This window comes from Demequina soli, from assembly GCF_000971195.1.
Lineage (GTDB): Bacteria > Actinomycetota > Actinomycetes > Actinomycetales > Demequinaceae > Demequina > Demequina soli.
The window spans coordinates 1-16,271 of the sequence record NZ_BBLZ01000005.1 but is presented as its reverse complement, the minus strand read 5'-3'; the positions used below and the strand labels follow the sequence as shown (position 1 = coordinate 16,271).

Below are 16,271 nucleotides of genomic sequence, written 5' to 3'. Positions count from 1 at the left end.
CATGACCGAGAGCATCGTCGTCGACAACGTCACCAAGCGCTTCCGCATCCGCCACGTCCGCTCGCTCAAGGAGGTCGTGGCGCGCGCCTCGACCCGGCGGTCCGAGACCGTCGACGACTTCCTCGCGCTCAGGGACGTGTCGCTCACGATCAACCAGGGCGAGACCGTCGCCCTGCTGGGCTTCAACGGCTCGGGCAAGTCCACCCTGCTCAAGTGCATCTCCGGCGTGCTCACGCCCGACGAGGGGCAGATCGGGGTGCGCGGCCGCATCGCGGGCCTCATCGAGGTCGGCGCGGGCTTCCACCCCGACCTGACGGGCCGCGAGAACGTGTACCTCAACGGCGCGATCCTGGGCATGTCGGAGGAGCAGATCGAGGAGCGGTTCGACGACATCGTCGCGTTTTCCGAGATCGAGGCCTTCATCGACACCGAGGTGAAGTTCTACTCCTCCGGCATGTTCCTACGCCTGGCCTTCTCCGTCGCGGTGCACACCGACCCGGACGTGTTCCTGGTCGACGAGATCCTCGCGGTGGGCGACGAGCCGTTCCAGCAGAAGTGCCTGGCCCGCATCCGCGAGCTGCGCGCTCAGGGCAAGACCCTCGTGATCGTGAGCCACGACCTCAACATGGTCGCGGACCTGTGCGACCGGGGCATCCTGCTCGAGCACGGCAACGTGGTCATGGACGACGAGCCGCACGCCGTCGTCCGCCGCATGCGCGGCGAGGAGTGATCGCCGCGGGGTGGCGAAGTCGGGGGTCCAGGCGCGGGATGTCACAATAGGGGCCATGTCCGCGCCTGTGTCCCCCGTCGACGCGCACCCGCGCGACGAGGAGCCGGTGCTGCTCGACGTCTCTCCTGAGACGTCCGACCGCGTCACCGAGCCGACCGCGCGGCTGGTCGCCAGCTTCGTGATCCCGGTCCTCAACGAGGAGCGGCACATCGAGGCAGCGATCCGCTCCGTGCTCGCGCAGGAGGAGCTCGACGACTTCGAGGTGCTGGTGCTCCTCGGGCGCTCGCGCGACCGCAGCGCCGAGATCGTCGCCGCGCTCGCGGACGAGGACCCGCGCGTGCGCCCGATCGCGAACCCGCGCAACGCGATCTCCGTGGCCATGAACCTGGGCATCGCGGAGGCGCGGCACCCGGTGGTGGTGCGCGTCGACGCGCACTCCGTCCTGCCGCCGCTTTACGCCGCGACCGCGCTGCGCACGCTGTCGCGCACCGGCGCCGTGAACGTCGGCGGCCGCATGCGCGCCGAGGGCATCTCCCGCTTCGAGCAGGCCGTCGCGTGGGGGTACAACTCGCCCGCCGGGCTCGGCGGCGCGATCTACCACACCGGCGGCGAGGAGGGCCCGGCCGAGTCGGCCTACCTGGGCGTCTTCCGGCGCGAGCCGGTGCTGGCGATCGGTGGCTTCGACGAGGGCCTGTCCCGCGGCGAGGACTGGGAGTTCAACCGGCGCCTGGCCGAGGCCGGCGGGATCGTCTGGTTCGACCCCGAGCTCGAGGTGGTCTACCGGCCGCGCCCCAACATGCCGGCGCTGACGCGTCAGTTCCATGCCTCGGGCCGCTGGCGCGGCGAGCTCATCCGCCGCCTCGGCACCCGCCAGCCGATGCGGTACTTCGTGCCGCCGGCGCTGCTGGTGGCGCTCGTGGTCGGGTTCGGGCTGCTGGTCTCCGCCCCGTTCGTGGGGGGGTCCGCTGCGGCGGTGATGCTGGCCCTCGGCGCGAGTCCGTTCGTGGTCTACGGCGCGTGGATCGCGGGCACCGCGGCGCGCGCGGACGTGCCCGGCGCGGTGCGGCGGCGCCTCGCCGTGATCCTGCCGACCATGCACCTCGCGTGGGGAGCGGGATGCATTGCGGGTATCGTGAAGGCCCCCCGAGGGCACAATTCCTTCTCGGGGCGGTAGAACCGCCACGGCGGATGCAGGAGAGAAGTGACCAACATCGACTATGGCGCCGTCGCGCGCGACGCCGGTCTGCCGCGTGTCGGGGCCCGGCCGACGCTGCCCGCCTACCTGCGTGAGCTCTGGCGGAGGCGGCACTTCGCCACGACGATGGCGCGCTTCCGTGTCGAGGCCAGCACCGCGGAGAACCGTCTGGGCCTCGCCTGGGTGGTGCTCGACCCGCTGCTCCAGGCGGGTGTCTACGGGCTCATCTTCGGCGTCATCATGCCGGGCTCGTCCCGGCCGCAGCCGTTCGTCCCGTTCCTGGTGACGGGCTTCTTCATCTTCACGTACTTCTCGAAGTCCTTCTCCCAGGGTGCGAAGTCGATCACCGGCAACCTGGCGCTCGTCCGCAGCCTCGCGTTCCCGCGCATGCTGCTGCCCCTGTCCGCGGTGCTGCGCAACCTCTACGAGCTGGTCCCGATGCTCGCGGTGCTCGCGGCGATCCTGATCGGATTCCGCCAGTACCCCACCTGGTCGTGGCTGCTGATGATCCCCATCGTGATCCTCATGACGATGTTCAACGTGGGGGTGGCGCTCGTAGCCGCCCGACTCACGGTTCATCTGCGCGACATCGGGCAGCTCATCCCGGTGATCACCCGCATCCTTTTCTACATGTCGGGGATCTTCTACTCGCTCGAGCTGGTGCTCGCGCCGCCGAAGCACCCTGCCTGGATGCTCGCCTTGGCACAGCTCAACCCGGTCCACGACTTCATCGAGCTGTCGCGCGGCGCGCTGCAGGAGGCGCACGGCGTGCCGGGCCGCCTGTGGATCATCGCCGGCGTCGCCGCGGTGAGCATGCTCGGCTTCGGCATCGTGTTCTTCTGGCGTGCGGAGGAGAGGTACGGACGTGAGTGAGCTCGGAAAGCCCACGATCGCCGTCGACGGGCTGCACGTCGAGTACCGCTCGTTCGCGTCCGGCAAGGCTGCCAGCGACCGTCGCGCGCTGCTCAAGCGTCAGCGCGGCCTGCGCGTGGTGCACGCGCTCAAGGGCGTGTCGTTCGTCGCGCACGAGGGCGAGTCGATCGGAGTGATCGGGCACAACGGTTCCGGCAAGTCGACGCTCATGCGGACGCTCGCGGGGCTGCAGGCGCCGTCCCGGGGCGCCGTATACGCGGCGAGCCGTCCGGCGCTTCTGGGCGTCAATGCCGCCCTGTTGGGCGACCTGTCCGGTGACAAGAACGTCACGCTGGGTGCGCTCGCGCTCGGCCACGCCCCGTCCGAGGTCGAGGGGATCCGCGACGAGATCGTCGAGTTCTCCGGCCTCGGAGACTTCATGGACCTGCCGATGAAGACGTACTCGTCCGGCATGCAGGCCCGCCTGCGGTTCTCGATCGCGATCTCGCGCGACCACCGCATCCTGCTGGTCGACGAGGCGCTCGCGGTCGGCGACAAGGAGTTCCGGGCCAAGAGCGAGCAGCGCATCCGCGAGTTGCGCGACCAGGCCGGCACCGTGTTCCTGGTGAGCCACTCCATGAAGTCCATTCGTGACACCTGCACGCGGGTCCTGTGGATCGACCACGGCAACCTGGTTATGGACGGACCCACGAAGCCGGTGGTCAGGGCCTACCTGAGGTCCAAGTGAACCACGCCTGGGTCGAGTCGCCCCTCCAGCTGCTCAACGCGGTCGAGTGGGCGGCGGAGCGCCGCGAGCCCGTCGTCATCGGCCTGCGCGAGGACGTCGCGTCGCTCGCGCCGCTGGCACGGTGGCTGGACACCGCGCTGGAGGCGACCGGCCACACGGAGGTGACGCTCGCGTGGGCAGCGACGCCGTGGGCGGCGGGGCTGCGAGACGCGCGCCGGCGCATCATCGGCGATGCCTTCAGCGGGCAGTTCCGCATCCTGACCGCGCTCGCGAGCACCCGCGACGTCACCGTGCTCGACGACGGCACCGCCACGCTCCACCTCGCGCGCGTGCTGAGCGGGGACGAGCCCTTCGCGCGCATGGGCCAGCGCGAGCACCCGCCGGCCCGTGCGCTCGGCGAGGCCGCCCGCATCCGCCTCAGGCGCGCCGCTCGCGCCGGCCGGCTCAGCCTCTTCACCGCTTACGCCGACCATCCGTCCGTGACGGTCCTCACCGAGCACGGCGTGCGCGTCGAGCCCAACCGGTACGCGTGGCTGCGCGGCGTGCGGGACGTCCCTCACACCGCGGTCGGCCCACGCGTCGTGCTCGGCTCGGCGCTCGTGCCCGACGGGTACATCTCGGAGGCGAACTACCTCACGTGGGTGGCGGACGCGGCGCGCGGCGCCGCCCACTATCTCCCGCATCGTCGGGAGACGCCCGCGCTGCTCGCGAAGCTCGCGGACCACGGCGCCACGGTGGTCACCACGGACCTGCCCGCCGAGGTGGTGCTGGCGTGCGCACCCGGTCTCGAGGAGGTCGTGTCGCTCCCGTCCAGCACGCGGGCGACGCTCGCCGCGATCCTGCCCGACGCCGTTCGCCACCGCACCGTATCCGTCCCGGAGGCGTGGTGGACGCCGGCGGCCGACGTCGCCCTGCGGAGCGTGCTCACCCCACTCGACACCCAGGAGCAGCCATGACCCCGACCGACATCTCCGCCATCGCGATCATCCCCGCGCGAGGCGGATCCAAGGGGGTGCCGGGGAAGAACGTGGCGCGCGTCGGCGGCGTGCCCCTGGTCGCGCGCGCCGCCCGCGCCGCGCTCGCGGCGCCGTCCATCGACGCCGTCTACGTGTCGACAGACGACGAGGCCATCGCCGATGCCGCACGTGCGGTCGGCGCGCAGGTGATCGCCCGTCCCGCCGAGATCGCGGGCGACACCGCCACGTCGGAGTCGGCGCTGCTGCACGCTCTCGACGTGCTCGAGCAGCAGGGGATCCGACCGCGCGCGCTCGCCTTCCTCCAGGCCACCTCGCCCTTCATCGACACGGCCGCGCTCGACGGGGCTGTCGGCGAGGTGCTCGCGGGGACGTACGACTCGATGTTCTCCGCGTTCGAGACGTACGCATTCCTGTGGCAGCGCACCGACGCCGGCGCGGCGGGCGTCAACCACGACCACTCGTTCCGTCCCCGCCGCCAGGACCGCGAGCCGCACTACCAGGAGACCGGCGCCTTCTACGTGATGGACGTCGCGGGCTTCCGCGAGCGTGGATTCCGCTTCTTCGGGCGCGTCGGCATCGCCGAGGTGGACGCCTCCACGGGCGTCGAGATCGATGCGGTCCACGAGCTCGACCTCGCCCGCGCGCTCGCCCCCGTCGTGGACACGCGCGAGCCCGTCGACGTGGATGCCCTCGTGATGGACTTCGACGGCGTGCACACCGACGACACGGTCGTGGTCGACCAGCATGGCGTCGAGTCCGTCCGCGTGAGCCGCTCCGACGGCATGGGCATCGGACTGCTGCGTGCGACAGGGCTGCCGATGCTGATCCTGTCGAAGGAGCGCAACCCCGTCGTCGCGGCGCGCGCCGCAAAGCTGGGTGTCGAGGTGATGCACGCGGTCGACGACAAGGCGACCGCGCTGCGCGCCTGGTGCGAGGACAAGGGCCTCGACCCCGCGCGTGTGGCGTACGTCGGCAACGACGTCAACGACGTGCCCGCGCTCGAGATCGTCGGCTGGCCGGTCGTGGTGCCGGACGCGCACGGCGACGCGGCGAGGCGGGCCCGGGTGACGCTCACGCGGCCGGGCGGCGCCGGCGCGCTGCGCGAGCTCGCCGAGCTCATCCTCGCGGCGCGGGACCTGGGGTGACCGAGGCCGCGCCGCCGATCAGCCTCCTCGTGGTCGCGGACTCGGACTCCTACCTGAAGTGGGCGGTGTCGCGGCTGCTCGAGGCGCCGTCCAGCTGGAGGACCGAGCTGCTCGTCGTGCGCAACGCGGTCACGCCCAGCGCGGAGCAGATCACGGCGGCGGTCGACGGCCGGCTCGAGCACGAGCCCGCCGTCGTGTCGTTCGACGCGCTCGAGGCGCGCCTGCGCGCCGAGCGTCCGGACGTGCTCCTGCTCGCGTGCCGCGGGCCGCTCATCCAGCTGCTCGTCGAGGAGCGGTTCGGCGGGGTGCCGCCCTGCAAGGTCGCGGTCGCCGGCATCCCGGGCATCTGGCTCCCGCCGACCGAGCTCGGCGTGACGCTGCGTGCGTCCGTCGACATGCTCGTGGTCCACAGCGTGCGCGAGCGAGCCGCCGTGGCGACGATGCTCCCGCGCGGACGCATCCGGGAGGTCGGCCTCGCCTCGCTCGTCGACGATCGCGCCGTCGGGGGTGGCGAGCGGCCGCGCGTGATCTTCGCCCCCCAGGCGCTCGTCCCGCACGACGTCGACCATCGCCGTGCGCTGCTGGCGGGCCTCGTCGCCGCGGCGCACGCGAATCCCCAGCTGGACTGGATCATCAAGCTCCGCGGGACCGAGGGCGAGGCGCAGACGCACGCCGAGCACGCATCGTTCCCGGCGCTCGCGCGGGACATCCCGGCGGCGGGATGGCCCGCGAACCTCCGTTTCGCGCATGGACCCCTGCGTGACTATCTCGGTGACTGCGCGGGCTTCGTGACGGTGAGCTCGACGGCGGCGCTCGAGGCGATCGCCGCAGGTGTGCCCGTGATCTGCCTCGACGACTTCGGCGTCGACGCCGGGGCCATCAACGTGGTGTTCGAGGGCTCGCGCCTGTTCGGCTCGCTCACCGACCTCGCGAGGCTGGGCTTCCGAGACCCGGATCCCGCCTGGTGCCACGACAACTACTTCCACCCCGCGGACGAGTCCGACTGGATCGCGCGCGCCGAGGCGATGGCCCGCGACGGCGGTACCGCGACCCTCGCCGGCTACCGTGCGCCTCGCGGCGGCATGCGGGGCGCGGCGCGTCGCGCGCGTCGGCGTCACGAGGCTTTGGGGTCCGCGGACACACCGCTGCGGCATCTGGTCGCGTCGACGGCGGCGGGCGCCGTGCGCGCGCTGCACCGTGCGCGTGAGGGGCGGGGTGCGTGAGCACACGGAAATCCGGCTACCGTATACCGCAGCACATAAGCGAAGGGAGCCCCTGGTGGCTGACGCAGTGAAGATCGGCGAGCACCTCGTCGGAGACGGACAGCCGGTCTACGTGATCGCCGAGATCGGGCTCAACCACAACGGCAGCGTCGAGACGGCGAAGCAGCTGATCGACGTGGCCGCCGAGGCGGGTTGCCAGGCGGTGAAGTTCCAGAAGCGCACGCCGGACATCGCGACGCCCGAGCACATGAAGGCCACGCCGCGCGAGACTCCGTGGGGCACGATGACGTACCTCGAGTACCGCTACAAGGTGGAGTTCGAGAAGGACGAGTACGCCGAGATCGACGCGTACTGCCGTGAGAAGGGCCTCGACTGGTTCGCGTCGCCGTGGGACGAGCCGAGCGTCGACTTCCTCGAGTCGATGGACGCCGTGGCCTACAAGATCGCCTCCGCCTCCGTGACGGACCTGGGCATGCTGCGCAAGATCCGTGAGACCGGCAAGCCGGTCATCCTGTCGACCGGCATGTCGACGCTCGAGCAGATCGACACGGCCGTCGAGACGCTGGGCAAGGACAACCTGGTCATCATGCACGCGACCTCGACGTACCCGCTTCCCCCGGAGGAGGCGAACCTGCGCATGATCCCGACGCTGAAGGACCGCTACGGCGTGCCGACGGGCTACTCGGGCCACGAGCCGGGCCTGCAGATCTCGCTCGCCGCGGTCGCGCTCGGCGCGGTCACCGTGGAGCGCCACATCACGCTCGACCGCACCATGTGGGGCTCGGACCACGCCGCCTCGCTCGAGCCGCAGGGACTCACTCACCTCGTGCGCGACATCCGCATCATCGAGACCGCGCTCGGCGACGGCGTCAAGAAGGTCTTCCCGGGCGAGCTCGCCCCCCTGAGCAAGCTCCGCCGCGTCGACGGCTGACGCGCCTCGGTGAGCACGCACGAATCGAACCGAGTCGCCGCCCGCCTTGCGGGCGGCGACTCGTCGTCGGGGGCGGCGCATGGTTGACGCTCCCCGTGTCACACTGATCCTTCCCGTCAAGGACGGCGAGGACTACGTCGGCACCACCATGAAGAGCGTCGCGCTGCAGTTCGACGATCTCTCCGCCCTCGAGGTCATCGCGATCAACGACGGCTCGAAGGACGCCACGGGTGACGTGCTGCGGTACTACGGCAGGCATCTGCCGAACTTCCGCGTCATCGAGAACGATGCGCCCTCCGGCCTCGCGTCCGCCCGCAATCAGGGGCTGCGCCTCGCCACGGGGCGCCGCATCGCGTTCATCGACGGGGACGACTGGATGGCGCCGCGGCGCCTCCAGTCCCTCGCGGACGCGATGGACGCGCTCGACTGCGACTTCGTGCGCACGGACCACGTCACCGCCGCCGGCTTCCGGCGCGAGGTGGTCCGCGCGCCGTGGTTCCAGCGCCACCAGGCGATCGCGCCGCGCGAGGCGATCATGCCGCGCAACCAGCGGACTATGGTGGACTACCCCTACGCGTGGGCCGGCATGTTCGACCGGCGCCTGTACGACGACGGGTTGCTGGCGTTCGACGACGGACTCTTCACAGCGGAGGACCGGCCGTGGATCTGGCGTCTGTTCCTCGAGGCGCGATCGTTCGCCGTCGTCGACGCGCCCTACCTCTTCTACCGCCGCGAGGTCGAGGGATCGCTCACCCGGATCATCGACTCGCGTCAGCTGCACTTCATCCGCGCCTTCGACCTGGCTCGCCAGGTGCTCGAGCGAGCGGATGACGCCGAGCGGTTCTGGCCGAAGCTCACGTGGAACACGCTCGCGATCTGCGAGCACCAGCTCACGCGCGCGGGTCAGATGACCAGCGCCGACCGCCAGACCCTGCAGCACGGAGTGCGCGACCTGATGGCAGCGCTCCCCGCCGAGCACGTGGCCGAGGCGCTGCGCAACGGCCCCGGCCGCAGGCGCCTCGCGCTGTCGCGCTACCACCAGAAGGGGAGCGACTCGTGACCCAGATCTTCATGTCGACATCGCTCAGCGCTATCGCGACCGTCGTCGCGGCGATCGACGCGGGGCTCGTCGAGGACAACGGGCCTCGTCTCCTCCTCGCGGTCAACGGTGCCCCCGTGCCCGAGGTGACCACGTCGCTGCTCGACCAGCCCGGAGCGAAGCCGTTGCTCGACCGCTTCGATCGGGTGATCGACCTCAACGAGTTCACGGCCCCGCACGCGCCCAACCACTGGAACCCCCGCGACGTCGACCTGCCGGTCTTCGCGCGCGTGCTCCGCGACGACTGGGACCTCGGAACCGAGGACATCGAGCTGTTCGTCCAGAGCCCGCAGGTCGCGCCCGCCAAGACGCTCATGCGGATGTTCGAGTCGGGCACCGTCCACGTGATCTCCGACGGGCTCATGAGCTACTCGCCGCTGCGTTCGGAGATCCCGTACTCGATCCAGTCGCGGATCGCGTCCCTCATCTACCTCGACCTGCTCGACGGGGTGAGGCCGGTGCTGTTCTCGGAGCTCGACATCGAGCTGCGCGCTGTCCCGGCCGATGCGGCGCGCGCCGCGTTCGCCCTCGCCGCCGACGCGGAGACCGACCCGCTGTTCGCGGAGATCTGCGCGGACCAGCGCCCCACCGCGCTGGTGCTCGGACAGTACCTGTCCTCGATCAGGCTCATCCCCGCGAGCGAGGAGATCGCGCTCCAGGAGAGGATGATCGAGCGTGCGATCGGGATGGGTGCCGAGCGGGTGCTGTTCAAGCCGCATCCCGCCGCCCCTCCGGCCGCCGTGTCCCGACTGGTCGAGGGGCATCTCGACGTCGACATCGTCGTGGTCGACACGCCGTGGGTGGCGGAGTCGCTCATGCCGCGGATCAACTGCGTGGGCGTCATCGCGGCGTTCTCCACGGGACTCGCGACAGCGAGGTCGATCTTCGACCTGGCCATCGACGCCGTCGGACCCGAGGAGCTGCTCCCGCGGCTCGATCCATACGAGAACTCCAACCGCATCCCTCTCGTGGCCGTCGACGCCCTCACGCGCGCGGACGACACCTTCCGGGCGCCCGAGGCGCTTCAGCGGCTGGTCCGGGCGGTCGGCTACGTGCAGCAGCCCAAGATCGTCGCTCACCTGCGCGACGAGGCGATCGACGTCATCGGATCGCTCTCGGTGGCGGACCGCGAAAGGTACTTCCCGGCGAGCCGTCTCGCGAAGCTGGGGCTGCCCGGCGGCAGCCTGAAGGGCGAGGGCATGCGCGCTGTGATCACGCATCAGCTCGACAAGTCCGATCAGGGGCAGGTGTTCCACCGTGCCGTCTCCGTGCTGCGGGGACGCACGCGCAGGGCCGTGAAGGTGCTGCGCGGCCACTGACCGCCGGCTGCGCGACGAGGGGCGCCCCACCATGACGGTGGGGCGCCCCTCGCGCATCGGTGGGGGCGCCCGGCCCGCGTCGATCGCGGCCAGGGGACGATGCGGGAGCCGCCGGGACGGCATCGGCGGCGGTGTTCTCGTGGTGGCCTCTGGAGGCCGAGAGGGCGGACCCGCGGTGAGACCGAGCACGGCTCGGTCGACGGTCACGGACACCATGACGCCGCCGGCTCCCGCACGCGGTTCAGCGGCGGGGCGGTGGTGGTTCCGCTCTCCGTGTCGGAGGGTCGCTCAGGCGCGCGCGAACGCCGTGTCGTAGCCCAGGAGGTCGAAGTCCTCGCGGTACCGCTCGGCGACGATCGCGGCGACCTCGTCGGTGTAGTAGTCCTGCCAGGCGTCGCGCTGGCTCACGCGGCGCGGCGTCAGCGACTTGAGCGGGCGGGCGCCCGCCTGGGCCGCGAGCTCCTGGAGCCGCGTCCAGTCCTCGTCGATGCGCTCGAAGCGGATGAGCTCTGTCGGGAGCAGCAGCCCCGAGTCCGCCTTGAGGCGGGCGACCTGCGACTGGGCGTGGGGGTCGGTCACGTCGTCGGCGAGCCCGCAGGCGACAGCCGCTGCCTCGGCGAACGACTGGTTGCGGGTGAAGCCCAGCGCGCCGAGCCTGCGGTACCAGCCGACGCCCACGATCTTGTCGGCCCAGAAGGACACGAGGCGGTCGTAGGGGTTGCGGACCACGCTGAAGACCGTGTGGTCGGCGTAGGTGGTCGCGAGCTCGCCAGGCTCTGCCGTCTTGTACGGCATGTCCTCCGCGTGAGGGTTCCTCCACCGCGTGTCCTCGACGTAGGACTCCAGCAGCGCCGCCTTGACGGCGGTGTTCGCGACCTTGGCCACGGCGACGTAGACCAGACGCGGCTCGTCCCAGACGGTGATCCTCCACTCCATGGGAGGACGGTATCAGGTTGGCGGGTACCGTCCGGACCGGGGATGAACCGCCTCGAGAGGGACACCGAGGTGCGTGCGAGCGCCCGGCCCTCGACGCGGACCGGGCCCTCGCGCGAGGCTCAGCGGGCGGTGAGCCGGCGCTTGACCTTGCTCGCGAGGCTCGGCGTCGGTGTCGGAGCAGGGACCTTGACGTCGCGGGCCGCGGTGAGCTCGGCGCGCGCGCTCTGCAGGTCGGCCCTCAACTCGCGATTCTTGGCAGCGAGCCCACGGATGCGCATGTCGAGCTCGTAGACCCGCTCGTTGATCGCCCGACGCGACGCGATCTCGCGGAAGTCGGCGGCCGTCCAGTCGACAGGCTTCGCCATGACCTTCCGCTCGAAGGACTCGTCCCACAGGTCGCCGAAGCGCTCGAAGTCCGACGCGTAGATGACCTCGAGACGGTCGAGGATGCCGTTCTCGAACACCTCGCGGCCAGCCTTCAGCGGCGTGTCGTTCTCATTGCCGAGCAGCAGCTCGGGCGAGTGGCCCTGCGTGCGGATGAGGTGCTCCCGCAGGTCCGTGGTGAGCTGGCCGATCTCGCTCATGTCGTAGATGGTGCCGTAGGGCACCACCGCCTCGTGCAGGCGGGCGGTGTGCGTGGTGAAGTGGCCGTCGCCGCGCGCGACGCCGCCGCGGGGCCCGTCGAGCTCGAGCGCCGTGACGAACTTCTCCCAGTCACGGAGCACGTCCTCCTTGGACTCCGGGGTGCTCGGGATCCAGGCGCGACCGCCGTACTTCCGCCAGCTGTACGCGGGCTCGCCGACGAGGAACTTCGACTGCCACGCCGAGAAGATCCGCAGGCGCGGGTCACGGACGACCGCGAACACGAACCACCCGTTGTCCGGGCTGATCTGCGCGCGCTGCTCCTCCGTCATCTCGCTCAGCTTGGGCGTGTTCACCCACCGCTTGCGCGTGTGGATGAGCATGCGTCGCGTCGACTGCAGGGCCGGGGTGTCGAGCAGCTGGTCGATGTCCTGTCCGGAGATCTCGGCCAGCAGCCACTTGATGGACGTGCACGCGTTCTTGCCGATCGACACGAAGAGGATCTTCTGCTCCGGCAGGACCCACGTGTTGTAGGCGCCGCTTGCCGCCGACGCGTCGCTCGGGGAGACGGGGGTGATCTTCATGCGCGAAGTATCCCACGCACGTTCCGTGCCTCCTGGCAGCACCCTTTTGCGCGGCGGTCGCCTCCCTCGCACCCCTACACTTGTCCGCGCTGTGGGGGCACACGGGCCGCCGCGCAGTCGTGGAACAGGGGGCACCGTGGTGACTGTCGTGCTGGATCGCGAGGAGCGGGAGCCGCAGCCGACGAGCTCCGAGGCGACACGCGTCTCGGGCCACGCGGCACCATCGGCCAGGAGGCGCGACATCCAGGCCCTGCGCGCGGTCGCGATCGGCGGCGTGCTGGTCAACCACCTGGCGCCTCACCGGTTGACGGGCGGCTACATCGGCGTCGACATCTTCTTCGTGATCTCTGGCTACCTCATCACCGGGATCATCGCGCGTGGCATCGTGGGCGGGCGGTTCCGCCTGTCCCAGTTCTGGAATCGGCGCGTGCGCCGTCTCATGCCGGCGTCCTTCCTGGCGATCCTGGGAACCACGCTTGCGATGCTTGTGTGGGTCCCGTCGGCGCTGTGGCGCCAGTTCTCGGAGGAAGCGGTCGCCTCGACGCTGTACGTCGAGAACTGGTACCTCGCGGCGGCGGGCTCCGACTACTTCCGCGAGGACATCCCGGTCTCACCGTTCCGGCACTTCTGGTCCCTGTCGGTCGAGGAGCAGTACTACGTCGCGATCCCGATCCTGATGGTGCTGCTCCTGCTGGCGCTGCGCCGGTCCGCGCGGCGCTTCACCATCGCTCTGCCGCTGGTGCTCGCCGGCGCGGGCATCGCATCGTTCCTCGCCGCCGCCGGCGGCGTCGCCAACGCGGGCATCGACGTCTTCTACCCGACCACCACCCGCGCGTGGCAGTTCGCGCTCGGCGGCATCGTCGCGACTGCGCCGGCCGTGCTGCGAGAGCTGGGCGCGTCGGCTCGCATCCCCGACTGGCTGCGCGCCGGCAGCGTCTGGATCGCGTGGATCGTCCTCATGGGCTCGCTGGCGGTGTTCGACGCGCAGACCCCGCATCCGTCGTGGCCCACGCTCGTGCCGACGCTCGCGACCGCGGTGGTGCTCGGGATGGGCTCGACGGCTCTGCGCTGGGACTCCGTGAGGCCTGCGGGCCTGAGGCCCGTGCAGTGGCTTGGCGACGTGTCGTACTCGCTCTACCTGTGGCACTGGCCGGTGATCATCGTCTCCGGCTACGCGTTCTCCGAGGCACCCCGCGTCCCGCTCGTGATCGCGCAGCTCGCCGTATCGCTCGCACTGGCCGCGTCGAGCTACGCGTGGGTGGAGCGTCGCTACCTCGACCCGAGGCGTGATCACCTGTTCACGCCGCGCCGCGCGGTCGCGATGCTGGTCGTCGGCACCCTCTGCGTGCTGACCGTCCCGAGCGCCATCCTCGTCCAGGCCAAGGTCGTGGAGGCCAAGGCCATCGCAGCGGTCGAGGAGCTGATCAAGGATCAGCCCGCGTGCTTGGGCGCTGACGCGGCCGCCCGCCCGGACGAGTGCGCAGGCACCCTCTACGAGGCGCTTGTGCCGGATCAGGCCGTGGCCAACGCCGGCGCCCGCCTCGTGCGCGATCGACTCGAGGGGGAGGGCTGCTTCCTCAGCTGGCGCGACGAGGGCTACGCCTCGTGCCACCTGGTCGGCGGCGATGGGACCGGGCCTCGCGTCCTCATGGTGGGCGACTCGCACGCCGAGCAGCTCACCAACCTCGCGCTCGAGCTCGCCGATGCGTACGACTGGGATCTCACGGTCGCGTTCCGCAACAGCTGCCCGTACACGTTCGCCGTGCGCACGTCCTTCGGGCCGGCCGTGGCGGACCTGTGCGCCGAGTGGCAGCAGGCGATCGCCGACGATCTCGGGACCGGCGACTACGACCTCCTCCTCACGAGCCAGCTGTCCGGTGTCACCTGGAAGAGGTTCGACTACCCGAGCCGCCGTGCGGCGGGCGTGGACGGCCTCGTGGCGGCCTGGCAGGTCGCCGTGGACTCGGGTGCGCGCGTGCTCGCCATCGCGGACAACCCGCATGCGGTCGACGGTGTCCAGGAATGTGTCGCGGAGCACGGGCTCGGCGCCCGCCGCCGCTGCACGCTGCCTCGCGAAGAGGCCTTGCAGTTCGATCCGCAGCTCCGCGCCGCGCGCGCGTTCACCAAGGATCAGGTCGCCGTGATCGATCTCACGGACGACTACTGCGGGGAGGTGCTATGCCGTTCCGTGGTCGGCGGAGTGCTGGTCTACCGCGACTCGGGCCACCTCACCCGCCTGTGGGCGTCCACGCTCGCTCCGCAGGTCATCGACCGCGCCCCGGCCGGCTTCCTGTCGGGGACGTGAGAACGCCCGCCACCTCACGAACGGAGGCGGCGGGCGGTGACGTCAGATGACGTAGGAGGCCTCGGCGGTGCCGAGGATGGCGTGGAGGATGCGCTCGGCCGCGTCGTCGACGCCCTCGTCGCCTTCGCCGACGACGATGTCGGCGTCGTGGGGGGCCTCGTAGGGGTCGGAGATGCCGGTGAACTCCTTGATCTCGCCGGCGCGGGCCTTGGCGTAGAGGCCCTTGCGGTCGCGGGCCTCGCAGACCTCGATGGGGGTGGCGACGTGGACGAGGACGAAGCGGCCGTGCTCCTCGGCCATGGCGCGCATCTCGGCGCGCATGGTGGCGTAGGGCGCGATGGGGGCGCAGACGGCGATGCCGCCGTGGGCGGCGAGCTGGGCGGCTACCCAGCCGATGCGGCGGACGTTGAGCTCGCGGTCGGCGCGGGAGAAGCCCAGGCCGGAGGACAGCATGGCGCGGACCTCGTCGCCGTCGAGGAGGGTGACGCGCTGGTGGGACTCGGCGCGCAGGCGGCGGGTGAGCTGGCGGGCGATGGTGGACTTGCCGGAGCCGGACAGGCCGGACAGGAGGACCACGATGCCGGTGCCGCGGGCGCGTCCGGCGCGACGGCGGGTGGTGACGGTGGAGGCGAACATCACCTCGGCGAGGTGGGTCAGGAGCGCGTCGACGTCGTCGGTGACGATGTGCGCGGCGGCGGGGCGGGGCAGGACGCGGACGTCGCGGTCGGTGCGGCGGGCGGTGGCCACGGCGCGGGACAGGGCCTCGGTGTCGCCGTGGTCGACGAGGATGAGGGCGTCGTCGCGGTCGGCGACGTCGTTGCCGACCGCGAGGGTGGCGTGGTCGAGCATCTCGAGGCTCGCGCGGGGGCGGATCTCGGCGAACGCGGCGGTGGCGGGTTCGCGCAGCATGGTGACGTCGCCGGCGATCCAGGTGCCGCGGCCGGTGGTGAGGGAGTCGGTGACGTCGACGCGGGCGATGGGGGTGGCCTCGGTGTCGAGCAGCTCGAAGGTGGAGGGCACCACGACGTCGTCGACGAGGAGGGTGGCGATGTGGGTGTCGCCGGCGGGGATGAGGTAGCGCAGGCTGGTGCCGTAGGCGCCGGCGCGCATGAGCTCGAGCTCGTTGAGCTGGTGACGGGTCAGACGCAGCTGCACGTCAGTCCTCCTTGTGCGGTCCGGTGGCCTCGCGGGCGGCGCGGGCCGCGGCTTCGTGGCGGCGGGCCTGCCAGATGAAGAAGTCGAAGCCGAGGCGGTGGCGGATGAGGGCCCAGGCGAGGGTGCCGCCGACGAGGGCGGTGGCGAGGGCGGCCAGGGTGAAGGCGTTGGATGCGCCGAGCATCTTCAGGCCCGAGACCATCAGCACGATCGCGAGGGCCCGGCGGACCAGGCCGCCGCCGCCGACGCGGGAGGACAGCTGGGCGCCGAGGTAGGTGCCGGGGATGGAGCCGATGATGACGGGGATGGTGACGGACCAGTCGACCTCGCCGAACCACAGGTGGGCGACCGCGGCGGAGACCACGAGGGGCACGGCCTGGACGAGGTCGGTGCCGACGAGCTGGTTGGCCTTCAGGGCGGGGTAGAGGGCCATGAGGGCGATGATGATGAGGGAGCCCGAGCCGACGGAGGTGAGGCCGACCATGAGGCC

15 protein-coding genes are annotated in these 16,271 nt (G+C 71.2%); 11 read left to right on the top strand and 4 right to left on the bottom strand.

Annotated elements, in window-relative coordinates; genetic code table 11:
• Position 1 precedes the first annotated feature (1 nt).
• From AOM04_RS11295 to AOM04_RS11250, 10 genes are all read left to right on the top strand, one after another.
• Positions 2 to 730: an ABC transporter ATP-binding protein gene (locus AOM04_RS11295; RefSeq protein ID WP_062464900.1), complete on the top strand. Its 729-nt coding sequence runs from the start codon at positions 2 to 4 to the stop codon at positions 728 to 730.
• 55 nt (positions 731 to 785) lie between these two features.
• Positions 786 to 1,904 carry a glycosyltransferase family 2 protein gene (locus AOM04_RS11290; RefSeq protein ID WP_082104597.1) on the top strand — a complete coding sequence of 373 codons (1,119 nt, stop codon included), beginning with the start codon at positions 786 to 788 and terminating at the stop codon, positions 1,902 to 1,904.
• Positions 1,905 to 1,931: 27 nt separating this feature from the next.
• The gene (locus AOM04_RS11285; protein WP_228373698.1) at positions 1,932 to 2,798 is read left to right on the top strand and encodes an ABC transporter permease; all 867 of its coding nucleotides are present in this window, start codon (positions 1,932 to 1,934) and stop codon (positions 2,796 to 2,798) included.
• Positions 2,791 to 3,525, top strand: a complete 735-nt coding sequence (locus AOM04_RS11280) for an ABC transporter ATP-binding protein (protein WP_228373697.1) — start codon at positions 2,791 to 2,793, stop codon at positions 3,523 to 3,525. Before AOM04_RS11285 ends, AOM04_RS11280 begins: the two co-directional genes overlap by 8 nt.
• On the top strand, positions 3,522 to 4,481 hold the full coding sequence (locus tag AOM04_RS11275; RefSeq protein ID WP_062464898.1) for a hypothetical protein: 960 nt from the start codon (positions 3,522 to 3,524) through the stop codon (positions 4,479 to 4,481). The genes AOM04_RS11280 and AOM04_RS11275 overlap by 4 nt, the downstream gene beginning before the upstream one ends.
• Positions 4,478 to 5,647 carry an acylneuraminate cytidylyltransferase gene (locus tag AOM04_RS11270; protein ID WP_062464897.1) on the top strand — a complete coding sequence of 390 codons (1,170 nt, stop codon included), beginning with the start codon at positions 4,478 to 4,480 and terminating at the stop codon, positions 5,645 to 5,647. Before AOM04_RS11275 ends, AOM04_RS11270 begins: the two co-directional genes overlap by 4 nt.
• The gene (locus tag AOM04_RS11265; protein WP_062464896.1) at positions 5,644 to 6,870 is read left to right on the top strand and encodes a DUF6716 putative glycosyltransferase; all 1,227 of its coding nucleotides are present in this window, start codon (positions 5,644 to 5,646) and stop codon (positions 6,868 to 6,870) included. The genes AOM04_RS11270 and AOM04_RS11265 overlap by 4 nt, the downstream gene beginning before the upstream one ends.
• 55 nt (positions 6,871 to 6,925) lie before the next feature.
• On the top strand, positions 6,926 to 7,801 hold the full coding sequence (locus AOM04_RS11260; RefSeq protein ID WP_156160715.1) for an N-acetylneuraminate synthase family protein: 876 nt from the start codon (positions 6,926 to 6,928) through the stop codon (positions 7,799 to 7,801).
• Between the two features lie 79 nt (positions 7,802 to 7,880).
• A complete protein-coding gene (locus AOM04_RS11255; RefSeq protein WP_062464894.1) occupies positions 7,881 to 8,861 on the top strand; it encodes a glycosyltransferase family 2 protein in 981 nt (326 codons plus the stop codon).
• Positions 8,858 to 10,219, top strand: coding sequence for a polysialyltransferase family glycosyltransferase (locus AOM04_RS11250; protein WP_062464893.1), 1,362 nt, complete (start codon positions 8,858 to 8,860; stop codon positions 10,217 to 10,219). Before AOM04_RS11255 ends, AOM04_RS11250 begins: the two co-directional genes overlap by 4 nt.
• 288 nt (positions 10,220 to 10,507) lie before the next feature.
• Here AOM04_RS11250 and AOM04_RS11245 read toward each other — a convergent pair whose 3' ends face one another.
• The gene (locus AOM04_RS11245; RefSeq protein ID WP_062464892.1) at positions 10,508 to 11,155 is read right to left on the bottom strand and encodes a sulfotransferase family 2 domain-containing protein; all 648 of its coding nucleotides are present in this window, start codon (positions 11,153 to 11,155) and stop codon (positions 10,508 to 10,510) included.
• Between the two features lie 119 nt (positions 11,156 to 11,274).
• A complete protein-coding gene (locus tag AOM04_RS11240) occupies positions 11,275 to 12,321 on the bottom strand; it encodes a sulfotransferase family 2 domain-containing protein (RefSeq protein ID WP_062464891.1) in 1,047 nt (348 codons plus the stop codon).
• A gap of 139 nt (positions 12,322 to 12,460) precedes the next feature.
• Here AOM04_RS11240 and AOM04_RS11235 point away from each other — a divergent pair, with 139 nt between their 5' ends.
• Positions 12,461 to 14,626, top strand: a complete 2,166-nt coding sequence (locus tag AOM04_RS11235) for an acyltransferase family protein (RefSeq protein WP_169816440.1) — start codon at positions 12,461 to 12,463, stop codon at positions 14,624 to 14,626.
• A 42-nt stretch (positions 14,627 to 14,668) separates the two neighbouring features.
• Here AOM04_RS11235 and cysC read toward each other — a convergent pair whose 3' ends face one another.
• Together cysC and AOM04_RS11225 are read right to left on the bottom strand one after the other, a co-directional pair.
• Positions 14,669 to 15,781, bottom strand: coding sequence for an adenylyl-sulfate kinase (cysC, locus tag AOM04_RS11230; RefSeq protein ID WP_062464889.1), 1,113 nt, complete (start codon positions 15,779 to 15,781; stop codon positions 14,669 to 14,671).
• Between the two features lies 1 nt (position 15,782).
• Positions 15,783 to 16,271 (bottom strand): sulfite exporter TauE/SafE family protein (locus tag AOM04_RS11225; RefSeq protein ID WP_156160714.1); only part of this gene is annotated, 489 nt, incomplete at its 5' end.

Coding starts and splice junctions, on each gene's coding strand:
- AOM04_RS11295 (WP_062464900.1), top strand. CDS start 2: ATGACCGAGAGCATCGTCGTCGACAACGTCACCAAGCGCTTCCGCATC.
- AOM04_RS11290 (WP_082104597.1), top strand. CDS start 786: ATGTCCGCGCCTGTGTCCCCCGTCGACGCGCACCCGCGCGACGAGGAG.
- AOM04_RS11270 (WP_062464897.1), top strand. CDS start 4,478: ATGACCCCGACCGACATCTCCGCCATCGCGATCATCCCCGCGCGAGGC.
- AOM04_RS11255 (WP_062464894.1), top strand. CDS start 7,881: ATGGTTGACGCTCCCCGTGTCACACTGATCCTTCCCGTCAAGGACGGC.
- AOM04_RS11245 (WP_062464892.1), bottom strand. CDS start 11,155: ATGGAGTGGAGGATCACCGTCTGGGACGAGCCGCGTCTGGTCTACGTC.
- AOM04_RS11240 (WP_062464891.1), bottom strand. CDS start 12,321: ATGAAGATCACCCCCGTCTCCCCGAGCGACGCGTCGGCGGCAAGCGGC.